Here is a 12,522-nt window from a genome sequence, read left to right on the forward strand (position 1 = left end):
ACCAACCGGCCCATCGCCGACCTAGCCTTGCGCCGTTCGTCTTCCCAAGTCTGACTCGCAGGAGCATCACATGAGCAAAAAGCCGAATATTCTCATCATCTGGGGCGATGACGTCGGGATGTGGAATCTCAGCTGTTATCATCGCGGCATGATGGGCGGCTCGACCCCCAATATCGATCGCATCGCCAAGAAGGGCATGATCTTCATGGATCATTATGCCCAGGCCTCCTGCACCGCCGGCCGTGCCGCCTTCATCACCGGCCAATATCCGATCCGCGTCGGCCTCAGCACCGTCGGCCTCGCCGGCGCGCCGCAGGGCATGCAGAAGGAAGATCCCACGATCGCCGAACTGCTCAAGCCCCATGGCTATGCCACCGGCCAGTTCGGCAAGAATCATCTGGGCGACCGGGACGAGCATCTGCCGACCGCGCATGGCTTCGACGAATTTTTCGGCATCCTCTATCACCTCAATGCCGGCCAATATTCGGAAGAATATGATTATCCCAAGGATCCCGAAGTGGCCAAGGCCTTCGCCTGGCGCGGCGTGATCCACAGCAAGGCCGACGGCAAGGGGGGCCAGTCGATCGAGGACAAGGGGCCTTTCGGTTCCGAGCGACAGAAGACGCTCGACAATGAATTCATGGTCGAATCCAAGCGCTTCATCACCGACGCGGTGAAGGCCGACAAGCCCTTCTTCGTCTGGCACAACACCACCCGGATGCATTACCAGACCCACCTGCCGCCCGAATATGACGGCGTCACCGGCTATGGTCTCTATGCCGACGGCGTGAAGCAGATGGACGATCATGTCGGCGAACTGCTCGACCTGCTCGAAGAACTGGGCGTGGCCGACGACACGTTCGTCATGTTCTCGACCGACAATGGCGCGGCCTCCAATTCATGGCCCGATGGCGGCAACCAGCCCTTCCGCGGCGAAAAGGGCGTCGGCGGCTATGAAGGCGGCTTCCGCGTGCCCTGCGTCGTCAGCTGGCCCGGCCATGTGCAGGAAAATGTCGCCACTGGCGAGTTCATGGCGATGGAGGACTGGATGCCCACCATCCTGTCCGCGCTGGGCGAGCCGGAGCTCAAGGATGAACTGCTCAAGGGGAAGACCATCGGCAGCATGACCTACAAGGTCCATCTCGACGGCTATGACCAGACCGAACTGCTCAGCGGCAAGGGCAAGTCGAAGCGCAAGGATTTCTACTATTTCACGGAAACCACGCTGCACGGCCTGCGCTATGGCGACTGGAAGTTCCTGTTCAAGACGCAGGACAAATGGTTCAACGGCATTCAGGAAAATCTGAACACGCCGCTCATCACCAATTTAAAGCTCGATCCGTTCGAGCGTTTCCATGAAGCGCGCGGCTTCGACGAGTGGCAGGAAAACCGATCCTGGACGCTGGCGCCGGCGACCGCGCAGATCGCAAAGTTCATGAAGTCGCTTCAGGAATATCCGCCGCGCATCAAGAGCCTGGATTTCGATCTGGATGCGATGGTGGCGGACGCATCGGCCTCGCAAGCGCGCTGATCGCGACAGGCATGAAGCGGATGCCGCAGGGGCCCGACCTGCGGCATCCGATGGTTCGGCAGGGCAGGGGTGCGTGCCATGAATGATCTGAGTTTCGTCCTGGTCATCTTCTTCGTCACATTGGGACCGATCAAGGTGATCGCCGCCTTTGCCCAGTTGACCAGCCAGTTGCCCGATGGGGAGCGGCGCGCGCTGGCGCTCCGGTCGACCCTGATTGCTACGGCCGTCGGCTTCCTCATCCTGTTCATCGGCGACAATCTGCGCCAGAATTGGCAGATCGCATCGCCCGACCTGTTGCTGACCGGCGGCGTGCTGCTGCTGATCGGCGCGCTGGAGGCGGTCAAGAATGCGCAGCACGCCCCTGCGCCCGATGCGCCGCCGACCTCGGCCAAGGGGCTGGCCATGTCGCCGGTGACCTTCCCGATCATCATCACGCCCTATGGTATCGTGGCGCTGCTGCTGTTCGCGGCCGTGGCTGGCGATACCCGGACCTTCCTGACCGGCGTGTTCGGGATTTTCCTGGGCATGATGGTGGCCGATTTTCTGGCGATGATCTTTGCCCGCCAGTTGCTGGGCTTCATCCACGCCGGAACGCTGATGGCGTTCGGCTGGATGATCGCGGTGCTGCAGGCGGCGCTGGCGATCCACGCGATCATGTCGGGCCTGCAGCAATATGGCGTCGTGCCCGGACCGCTTCCCGTCGTCCCTTGATGCGACGGGGTGGCGGATCAGGCGCCGGCCGGCCCTGATCCGCCCCTTTTTGCGTGTTATGGCTGCAACATGTCGGGCTTGCGCTTCGCCAGGTCGACCAGCGCCGCCGGCCGCCATTCGGGCAGCTTGTGCCAGCGTTCGATCGCCGCATCGGACAGGGCTTCATTGGTCCGCCCGGCGTCATGCGGCACGTCGATCGCACGCTCGCCCGATCCGAACAGGCGATAGAAGAAGGTCTGGGATTCGCTGACCGGCCCAAGCGGATCGGGATGGTGCGGCGGAAATCCGGGCGGCACCAGCCCGAACGGATCATCCACAGCCAGTCCCGCGAACCGCGCGCGCGCCACCATCCATTCCAGCGCGATATCCGACAGGGCGGAATCGGGATTGCCGCCGCCGACATCGGCATGGCAGCCGGGGAACCAGCATTGCTCGACATGCTGGCCTGCGCCCTGCCCCTCGGGGATCGTCCACAATGTCGGCAGGAACGGCTTGCGATGCTCGTCGATCGCCACCGCATGAAAGGCGAAGGCGACGCTCGATGACAGGTCGGTGTCGTGAAATTCCCGGTTCACCCGGAACAGATGCTTCAATATCCCCTGGAACAAGGTGTTGGGCACGCCCAGCGACCCGACCGTATCCCACACGCCGACGCACCGGATCGGCGTGCCGTCGGACCAGGCATAGCTTTGCCGGAACAGGCGCGACGCCTCCGATCGTGGCGCGCGGGTTCCGTCGCGCGAACGATAGAGCGCGAAGGCATCGGGGATCAGGCTTTCATGCTCGGGCCGCAATATGCCGGAATTGCGCACGAAACCGGCCAGCGACCGGGCGGTATAGGCGCCCCGGCTGAAGCCGAAGAAATAGAGTTGGTCGCCCGGCTGATAGGTGCGCACCAGCCAGGCATAGCAGGACAGGAGGATGCGGCTGATGCCATAGCCGGTGGCCCCGTCGATCAGCCGCTTGGTCCGCGACGCCATCGACCCGATGCCATTATGATAGAAGACGCGCTGCGCCGTGCCGTCCTCCGCCATTGCGGGGATCAGGCTCGCCAGCTTCACCACATTGGTCGGGCAGGGCTTGCCCTGCTCATTATGGTCGGGCTCGTTCCAGGTGCCGTCGCAACAGACCACGATGCGCTTCATCCCTACCTCCCCATCGGCATGAAAATGGCCGCCCTCCTCTATCGGGCGGGCGGCCATGGTCGCTGTCGTGCAGCCTGATTTATAGGAGGAAACGGACGCGCCGGGCGGCGCGGATCAGCCCTGATCCTTATAGGCCATCTGCAAGATGCCCCAATGACGCCCGCGCACATGGATGGAGGCGATCACCTGCTTCAGCAGGATGACCTCGCCCTCGGCGGTCAGGCGGCGATAGGCCTTGATGCAGAAGGGTTCGGTGATCTTGCACTGCTCGCGCGTGTCGGGGAAATCGAACACCACGCCCTGGCGTGAAAATTCCGCATTCCATTTCTCGTCGCCCGGCCGCTGGGGCAGCGCGCGTTCCGGCATGGCGATCGCGCCGAAGCTGTTGCGATCGGTGAAGGTCATGCCGAACAAGCCCTTGTAGCCGCGCGCCACTTCCTGCTGCGCGCGCGCCTCGGCCTGCATGATCGGCTGGATCGGATGGGTGAATTGCGGCGGATTGGTGCCGCGGATCGGCGCATAATATTCGCTGAACACATCGGCTTCGCTGATACGGCCGTCATCCAGCGCCTGCTCGATTGCATGGCCCACCGCCTGCGCGGCGGTCAGGCTGAACCGGATATAGGGCGAATCGGGAATGTCGACGCCGCTTTCCGCTAGATATTGCAGCAGCATGTTGGTGTCGTCGCTGGCGATCGACACCCGGCCCGACAGCCGCTGCAGGCCGTCGGCATTGTCGCCCGACGTGCTCGACAGCGCCGACAGGCCGGTGCGAATTTCGCTGGCGGAACCGACCATCGACGCGATCCGCTCGGCCACCGCCTCGCTGTTGCTCGACAGGCCCTGCATCAGCGACCCTAGCCGGTCGACCAGCGCCTCGATATTCTTGGTGTCGGACAGCGCCGTGCGCGCGGTCTGCGCGCCATGGGTGATGCTGTCCAGCATGCCGCCGGCCTCGCTGGTCAGCGCGCCGATCGACCGCTCGATCGTCTGGGTCGCGCTCGCCGTTTCCTGCGCCAGCTTCTTCACTTCGGCCGCGACCACGGCAAAGCCGCGCCCCGCGTCGCCGGCCCGTGCCGCCTCGATCGTCGCGTTGAGCGCGAGCAAATTGGTTTGGCTGGCGATGCCGCTGATCACGCTGGTGACATGGGCGACGGTCTTGAGCGCCTCGCCAAAGCCGTCGAGGCGGGAATGGATACGGCTCACCTGTTCGATCAGGTCGACGAAATTGCCGTTCGCGGTCGACAATTGCCGTCCCGAATCATCGATGATGGCGCGGGCGGCGACTGCTTTCTCGCGCGCGTCCTGGCCGACCAGCGACACGCTTTCGCCGTCGCGCGACAATTGCGACGCGGCGCCGCTGATCGCCTCGATCGTGCGCGCCTGCTGCGTCACCCGGTCCGCGAGTTCGCTGATGTCTGCCTGAAGGTCGAGCGTACGGATACCCAGGTCGCCGGATAATTTGGCGACCTTCATTACCGCTCGTGCGACGGTTCCCGATTGCGTTTCTGTGCCCACGGCAACTGGCTAGCCATGGATGGTAAAATATCGGTTATCATACTGACACGGATGTCAGCTTCGTCAGAATGATGCCTCCGCACCGGCCCACACCCCTAAAGCGCGCCCAGCAGCGCCAGCACCACACCACAGGCCACCAGCATCAGCCCTATTGCCTCGCTGCGCGCCATGCGTTCGCCCAGATAGAAATGGCCGAACGCCATGGTGAAGGCGACCTCGATCTGGCCGACGATCCGCACCAGTGCGACCGGCGCGGTGGCAAAGCCGGTGAACCAGCAGGCCGAACCCATGGCCGACAGGAAGCCGACCTGGCCCGACACGCGCCAGCTGGTGAAGACCTTGCGCATCTCGCCCGGCTCGCGGAGCAGCAGATAGCCACCCTGCAGCACTGTCTGCAGCAATACCGTGACGCTCAGCACGATCAGCGCGGCATGGATCGGATCGCCCCCGCCCACCTCCTGCGTCGCGCGGCGGATGCCGATCGCGGTCAGCGCGAAGAAGAAACCCGATGCGATGCCGGTGATCGCCGCCGGCTGGCCCAGCGCGCGCAGGAAATCCATCGGCCCCATCCGCTTGCCCCCGGTCGACAGCAGCATCACGCCGGCGACGCCGCAGCCGATGCCGGCGCAGGTCAGCGCGCTCAGTCGCTCGCCCATCAGCAGGAAGGACAGGATTGCCCCCTGCACCGCCTCGGTCTTGGAATAAGCGGTGCCGACGACGAAATTGCGATGGCCAAAGGCCATGATCAGCAAATTGGTAGCGATGATCTGGGCCAGTCCGCCGGCCAGGCAGAAGGGCAGGAACAGCCGGCCCAGTACGGGGAAGGGCGCGGGGAAGAGCAGCTGATAGCCGCCAAGCAGGATCAGCGCGAAGGGAATGCCGTAAAGATAGCGGACCAGGCCCGCCGCATTGATCGACAGCGTCTTGCCCACGCGCCGCTGCACCGCGGTGCGCCAGGCCTGCGTGGCCCCGGCCATCAACGTGGCGGGCAACCAGATCGGGGAGGTAATCATGCGCGCCCTATACAATAGGGACGCGACCCGTCACCCCATCATCATCAGGAACGCGAAGAACAGCGAGAGCGACGCACAGGCAAAGCCGTACAGCAGCGGCAGCCGCAGCAAGGTGCCGCTGCGCGAAAGCTGATAGGCATCCTTGAACTGGCGATACATGTGCCAGGCCGCGAACAGCAGCAGCACCAGCGTCACCAGCCCATGGGTGATGCCGACCGCCGTCAGGATCATCGACAGCGAGAAGAGCAGCGACATGAAGGCGATCGAGTAGGTCACATAGATCGCATGGTCATACATCTTGAACCGGCGGCTGAACGGGAACAGCAGCCACAGGAAGGGCAGCGATATGACGATCAGCAACCAGGAGAATTTATAGGCATTGGCCTTGAGCTTGTAATAGGCGAATTCGGGATCCTTGGCGGCCGCGCTCATCGCCTTGCCGACCGTTTTGGCGATGCCCTTGTTGAGGCCCTTGTCGACGGTCTTGTCGACCGCCTTGTCGACGTTATCGCCGGCCAGCGCATCGGTCAGGCCGCTCGCCAGCGACAGGCCCTTCCGCTCGTCCTGTGCGTCCTTCAGCTTTTCCTGCAATGTCTCGCGCCGGCTCGCGCTGATCCCCGGCTCGGCCAGTTGCGCCTGCACCTTGGCGATGCGGGCATCGGCTTTTTCCTCTTCCTTCTTCAGCTCGGCGATCGCCTCGCTGTTCATCTTCACCTGGTTGCGGGTGCCTTCCGGCCCATGATGGCTGGTCAGCGAGAAGATCGCGTACATCAGGAAGGCGCTGAACAGGAACAGGGCAAAGGGCGATACGAACTTGGCCCGCTCGCCATGGATATAGCGGCGCGTCAATTGTCCGGGGCGCAGCGCCAGCTCGGGCAGGGTGGTGAAGATCTTGCCCTCGAAATGCAGCACGCCATGGGCCAGGTCATGGCCGATCGCGGCAAAGCTGCGATGCAGATGCGCGGCCTGGCCGCATTCGGGGCAATAATTGCCCGTCACCGCCGCGCCGCAATTCAGGCAGGCGCCATGGCCGGCCTCATGGGCTTCCCCATGGCCTGGCTCGACCGCCCGTGCCAGCATGCCCCCGGTGATCGCGTCACCCGCTGCTTCGATTTCCCCTGTCATGGGCGGGGACGATAACAAGCGTGTATGACGCTTGCCAGGCACCTTGGCGCGTGGATCGCATTGTGTTGCATTGTTACAACGCTCGGCAATATTTCGACATGTTCCCATGTTGGGCAGGGCGAGCGTCACCGTCCCGCCACAAATCGCGCCTAGCGGCGATGGCATCCCGGACGGCAGGCGCAGGGGCGCCGCTTTCCCGGACGCAAAAGCAATATTATCGGGGAATAACCTTGTCGAAATTCACTTTCGCACGGTCGGCGCTGCTGCTGACCTCGGCCTTCGGTGCGCTCGCCCTTGGTGGCGCCGCCCATGCGCAGGAAGCGGGCGCTAACGCCGGCCAGCTCGACGAGATCGTCGTGACCGCCGAGCGCCGCTCGGAAAATCTGCAGAAGGTGCCCGTCTCGGTCGGCGTGGTGCAGGGCGATGCGCTGCGCAACCTGACCGCCGGCGGCGGCGACATTCTCGAACTCGCCGCCCGCGTGCCCGGCCTCTATGCCGAAACCACCACCGGCCGCATCTTCCCGCGCTTCTACATCCGGGGCCTGGGCAATATCGACTTCTATCTCGGCGCATCGCAGCCGGTGTCGATCATCCAGGACGATGTCGTGCTGGAACATGTCGTGCTGAAGTCGAACCCGGTGTTCGACGTCAACCAGGTGGAAGTGCTGCGCGGCCCGCAGGGTTCGCTGTTCGGCCGCAACACCACGGCGGGCATCATCAAGTTCGACACCATCCGTCCGTCGATGGATTGGGAAGGTCGCGCCCAGGCCAGCTATGGCAGCTATAACACCGTCACCTTCGACGGCGGCATCGGCGGCCCGATCGTCGCGGACAAGCTCGCCTTCCGCGTCTCGGCCCTCTACCAGCATCGCGACGACTGGGTCGACAATGCCTATGAAGGCCCCAGCGCCGACGGCACCGTCAGCCCCAAGAAGGACGCGATGGGCGGCTATAATGAGAAGGACGTGCGCCTTCAGCTGCTGATGACGCCGACCGAAAATGTCTCGATGCTGACCAGCGTCCATGCCCGCGACTATGACGGCACCTCGACCATCTTCCACCGCGCTGGCCTCACCAAGGGCAGCAACAGCGTGTCGGGCGAACCCCGCTCGAAGATCGCGCTCGACGAGGCGATGAACAACCCGCAGGCCTACAAGACCTATGGCGCGTCGGAAAATATCGCGATCGACATGGGCCCGGTCACCCTGACCTCGATCACCGCCTATGAAACTACCTCGGGCTACAGCCGTGGCGACACCGATGGCGGCGCGGGCGCGGACTATCCGGTGAACGGCGTGGCCAACGGCTTCGGCCAGAGCCAGGGCAATGTCCGCGATCTCGACCAGCTGACCCAGGAAGTCCGCCTCGCCAGCAATGGCGACAGCGCCTTCAAGTGGCAGGTTGGCGGCATGTATTTCGACAGCCGCGACACCACCGATTTCTACCAGCGCGCCTATTTCCTGACCGGCACCGCCAACAATCCCAACAACTGGGTGCGTCTGCGCAACAAGAATGAAAGCTGGGGCCTGTTCGGCCAGGCGAGCTACGAAGTGGTGCCGGGCCTGACCATCACGGCCGGCGGCCGCTACACCAAGGACACGAAGGAAACCCGTCTGGTCCGCGCCACCGCCAATGCGGCGGGCGTCTCGACCTATGCCGGCCGTCGCTATGTGAAGCTGACCGGCAAGGAGCCGAGCTGGGACGTCAGCGCGCTGTATGAAGTCAGCCCCGAGGTCAGCCTCTATGCCCGCGTCGCGCGCGGCTTCCGTGGCCCGACCATCCAGGGCCGCTCGGCGGTGTTCAACAGCGACTTCACCACGGCGGATTCGGAAACGATCATGTCGTACGAAGGCGGCATCAAGACGAATCTGCTGGGCAACCGCCTGCGCTTCAACCTGTCGGGCTTCGCCTGGAAGGTGAAGGACATCCAGCTCAACGGCAATGACGTGAACGGCAATGGCGTGTTGTTCAACGCCGACGCGGCCAAGGCCTATGGCCTGGAAGCCGATCTGGAAGCGCGTCCGTTCGACAATCTCACTTTGTCGGCCGGCCTCAGCCTGCTGCACAGCGAGATCAACGACAAGAATGTCTATGCCCAGGTCTGCACGCTGAACAGCGTCGTCGTCTGCACCGTGGAAGACCCGACCGTCACCAACGCGCGCGGCGTCTTTGCCCAGATCGACGGCAACCCGCTGCCCAACGCGCCGAAATACACCGCCAACATCGCGGCTCGTTACGACGTGCCGCTGGGCAATGGCGGCAAGATCTTCGCGGCGACCGACTGGAACATCCAGGGCTATACCAACTTCGTCCTCTACAAGACGAAGGAGTTCTATTCGAAGGGCGACTTCGAAGGCGGCCTGAAGATCGGCTACACCGCGCCGGACGGCAAGTACGAGATCGCAGCCTTCGCCCGCAACATCACCGGCGAGAAGAATATGAAGGGCGTGATCGAAAATTACATGGCCCCGGTGTTCAACGAACCCCGCATCATCGGCGTGTCGCTCAGCGGCAAGCTGTAAGACTAAGGTTATTCCTCCCCATGCTGTGCATGGGGAGGGGCCAAAGAAAAAGGCGCGTCATCCGATGGAATGGCGCGCCTTTTTTCGTCAGCTCGGCTTGATCGGCGCGAGCGTGACATTCTTCCAGTCGGGCTCATGATGCGGCTCGCGCCCCATTGTCCAGTTGCTCTGCAGTCGCACCAGCGGGTTGGGCGCACACCAGATTTCTCCGCTGTCGCTGAGGCCCGTCACCCAGATCAGATTATGCTCCTGCCCATAGTCGATGACCGCGAAGGCATAGCCTTTGCCCTTGCCTTCGATCATGACGGGCAAGGGCGGTTCGAGCTGCGTGAAGGACATGGATGAACTCCGGCTTTGGGTGCCGGACATAATGCGGCGCGCGAAACGGGGTTCCCGTCTCGCGCGCCGCCTTGATCCGTATCAATTAGATAGTTGCTGACGGGCGGCCTTACGCCCCTTCGAGCAGCTTTTCTTGTCTGATCTTCTCCTGCCACACCAGCGGGGCGAGGCGGTGGACATTCTGGCCTTCGCTATCGACGGCGACGGTGACGGGCATGTCCTCCACCGTGAACTCGTAGATCGCTTCCATGCCCAGATCCTCGAAGCCCACGACCTTGGCTTCCTTGATCGCGCGGGCGACCAGATAGGCCGCGCCGCCGACCGCCATCAGATAGGCGCTCTTGTGCTTGGCGATGCTGTCGGTCGCGGCCGGGCCGCGCTCGGCCTTGCCGACGCAGGCAGCCAGCCCCTGTTCCAGCATCATGTCCATGAACTTGTCCATGCGCGTCGCGGTCGTCGGGCCAGCCGGGCCGACCACTTCGTCGCGCACCGGATCGACCGGGCCGACATAGTAAATCACGCGGCCCTTGAAATCGACCGGCAGGGTCTCGCCCTTCTCCAGCATGTCGGCGATCCGCTTGTGCGCGGCGTCGCGGCCGGTCAGCATCTTGCCGTTCAAGAGCAGGCGGTCGCCATGCTTCCAGCCCTGCACCTGTTCCGGCGTCAGCGTGTCGAGGTCGACGCGGATGGCTTCCTTGCTTGGCTTCCAGTCGACCTGCGGCCATTCGCTGAGCTTGGGCGCTTCCAGATAGGCCGGGCCGGACCCGTCGAGGGTGAAATGCGCGTGGCGGGTCGCGGCGCAGTTCGGGATCATCGCCACCGGCTTGCCCGCCGCATGGCAGGGATAGTCGTGGATCTTGATGTCGAGCACGGTGGCAAGGCCGCCCAGGCCCTGCGCGCCGATGCCCAACGCATTGACCTTGTCGAACAGCTCGATGCGCAGTTCCTCGATCTTGTTCTGCGGGCCGCGCGCCTTGAGCTCGCCCATGTCGATCGGGTCCATCAGGCTTTCCTTGGCCAGCGCCACGGCCTTTTCCGCCGTGCCGCCGATGCCGATGCCCAGCATGCCCGGCGGGCACCAGCCGGCGCCCATCTGCGGCACCATTTCCAGCACCCAGTCGACGATCGAATCGCTGGGGTTCATCATCTTGAACTTGGTCTTGTTCTCGCTGCCGCCGCCCTTGGCCGCGACGTCGATGATCACCTTGTTGCCCGGCACCATCTCGACATTCAGCACGCAGGGCGTGTTGTCCTTGGTGTTCTGGCGGCTGAAAGCGGGATCCTTCAGGATCGACGCGCGCAAGCGGTTTTCGGGGTTGAGGTACGCCTTGCGCACACCCTCGTCGATCACCTCCTGCATGGAGCGGCTATTATCGTCCAGCCGGCACTCCATGCCCCACTTCACGAACACATTGACGATGCCGGTGTCCTGGCAGATCGGGCGGTGCCCTTCGGCGCACATGCGGCTGTTGGTCAGGATCTGGGCGATGGCGTCCTTCGCCGCCGGATTGGCTTCGGCCTCATAGGCCTTACCCAGTGCCCGGATATAATCCATCGGGTGATAGTAGGAAATGAACTGGAGTGCGTCGGCGACGCTCTCGATGAGGTCGGCGGTCTTGATGACGGTCATCTACCCTGGTCCCTATTCTTGCGGCCCGCCTCTGCACGGCAGGTCCCTGCAAGGCGGGGCTATAGGCCTTTGAGACGATGAGTCCAGAAGAGGGTTGCGGTTCAGGACGCAAGCGGCCCGTCGGCAAAGGGAAAATTCTGCCACCAGGGCTGCATCTCGCGCAGCACGCGGGCAAAGCTGGGCCGCGCCTCCAGCCGGTCGAGATAGGCGCCCAGCACGGGGTGGCCGGCGCGCAACGGCACGATCCTGTCGGCATAATGAAGCGATGGCGCCGCCGCGCAGTCGGCCAGCGACAGATGATCGCCCGCCGCCCAGCTCCGCCCCGCCAGCCGATCCTCCAGCACCGCATAAATGCTGCGCAGCGCCGCCACATTGGCCGCCATGCCATGGGGATCGCGCGCCTCCTCGGGACGCAGCCGGTCGGCCACCAGCGCCTGCATCGGCCCCATCACATAATTGTCGAACAACCGGTCCATCAGCCGCACCTCGATCGCCGCGTCGCCATCGACCGGGATCGGGCGGAAGGTGCCGGGTTCGTGCCGGCCCAGATATTCGACGATGATGCTCGCCTCCGCGATCGTCGCGCCGCGCACCGGGTCATGCAGCACGGGGAATTTGCCGAGCGGCCAGAGCGCCTGCCATTCGGCCAGTGCCGCCGCGTCCTCCAGCATGCGCGGGGTGAAGGGCGTGCCATTTTCATGGAAGGCGATCAGCACCTTCCAGCAATAGGAGGAGAGGGGATGGTAATAGAGGATCATGCCTGCCTCCCGATCGCTGCGGATGGATTCGCCAGCCTCCCCATCATCATAGCGTATCGCGCGACGATATGCAGGGGGACGATAAAGGCAGCGATTCAACAGATTGTGGTCGCGTCCGTGCCTCTGCCCCCATGTCATGATTTTGTCGCCAATCGCGCGACGCGCGCATTTGCGTGGCAAGGCAAATTTATTTTTTAATTTCATAGGCCCCCCTTGTCTTTTCCAAGGCC

At 63.6% G+C, this 12,522-nt stretch carries 10 protein-coding genes; 3 read left to right on the plus strand and 7 right to left on the minus strand.

What is annotated here, in order from left to right:
- Positions 1 to 70 precede the first annotated feature (70 nt).
- Both VHN57_RS23130 and VHN57_RS23135 read left to right on the plus strand, forming a co-directional pair.
- Positions 71 to 1,531, plus strand: coding sequence for an arylsulfatase (locus VHN57_RS23130; protein ID WP_037507297.1), 1,461 nt, complete (start codon positions 71 to 73; stop codon positions 1,529 to 1,531).
- Between the two features lie 78 nt (positions 1,532 to 1,609).
- Positions 1,610 to 2,242 (plus strand): MarC family protein, encoded by a 633-nt coding sequence (locus VHN57_RS23135; protein WP_004209916.1) that lies wholly within the window; start codon positions 1,610 to 1,612, stop codon positions 2,240 to 2,242.
- A gap of 56 nt (positions 2,243 to 2,298) precedes the next feature.
- On the opposite strand, the gene VHN57_RS23140 is transcribed toward VHN57_RS23135, so the two are convergent.
- The 4 genes from VHN57_RS23140 to VHN57_RS23155 form a co-directional block, all read right to left on the minus strand.
- A complete protein-coding gene (locus VHN57_RS23140; RefSeq protein WP_333702704.1) occupies positions 2,299 to 3,387 on the minus strand; it encodes a DUF2235 domain-containing protein in 1,089 nt (362 codons plus the stop codon).
- 114 nt (positions 3,388 to 3,501) lie between these two features.
- Complete coding sequence (locus VHN57_RS23145; protein WP_423285740.1) at positions 3,502 to 4,863, minus strand: methyl-accepting chemotaxis protein; 1,362 nt, start codon at positions 4,861 to 4,863, stop codon at positions 3,502 to 3,504.
- A gap of 137 nt (positions 4,864 to 5,000) precedes the next feature.
- Positions 5,001 to 5,918, minus strand: a complete 918-nt coding sequence (locus tag VHN57_RS23150) for a DMT family transporter (protein ID WP_423285742.1) — start codon at positions 5,916 to 5,918, stop codon at positions 5,001 to 5,003.
- A 30-nt stretch (positions 5,919 to 5,948) separates the two neighbouring features.
- A complete protein-coding gene (locus tag VHN57_RS23155) occupies positions 5,949 to 7,043 on the minus strand; it encodes a DUF3667 domain-containing protein (protein WP_423285744.1) in 1,095 nt (364 codons plus the stop codon).
- Between the two features lie 230 nt (positions 7,044 to 7,273).
- Here VHN57_RS23155 and VHN57_RS23160 point away from each other — a divergent pair, with 230 nt between their 5' ends.
- Positions 7,274 to 9,565 carry a TonB-dependent receptor gene (locus VHN57_RS23160; protein WP_423285746.1) on the plus strand — a complete coding sequence of 764 codons (2,292 nt, stop codon included), beginning with the start codon at positions 7,274 to 7,276 and terminating at the stop codon, positions 9,563 to 9,565.
- A gap of 87 nt (positions 9,566 to 9,652) precedes the next feature.
- On the opposite strand, the gene VHN57_RS23165 is transcribed toward VHN57_RS23160, so the two are convergent.
- The 3 genes from VHN57_RS23165 to VHN57_RS23175 form a co-directional block, all read right to left on the minus strand.
- Complete coding sequence (locus VHN57_RS23165; protein WP_017499126.1) at positions 9,653 to 9,904, minus strand: hypothetical protein; 252 nt, start codon at positions 9,902 to 9,904, stop codon at positions 9,653 to 9,655.
- Between the two features lie 109 nt (positions 9,905 to 10,013).
- A complete protein-coding gene (locus VHN57_RS23170; RefSeq protein WP_278983456.1) occupies positions 10,014 to 11,534 on the minus strand; it encodes a fumarate hydratase in 1,521 nt (506 codons plus the stop codon).
- A 101-nt stretch (positions 11,535 to 11,635) separates the two neighbouring features.
- On the minus strand, positions 11,636 to 12,292 hold the full coding sequence (locus VHN57_RS23175; protein ID WP_423285749.1) for a glutathione S-transferase family protein: 657 nt from the start codon (positions 12,290 to 12,292) through the stop codon (positions 11,636 to 11,638).
- Positions 12,293 to 12,522 lie beyond the last annotated feature (230 nt).

Source organism: Sphingobium salicis subsp. salicis, assembly GCF_049472635.1.
Classification (GTDB): Bacteria; Pseudomonadota; Alphaproteobacteria; order Sphingomonadales; family Sphingomonadaceae; genus Sphingobium; species Sphingobium yanoikuyae_A.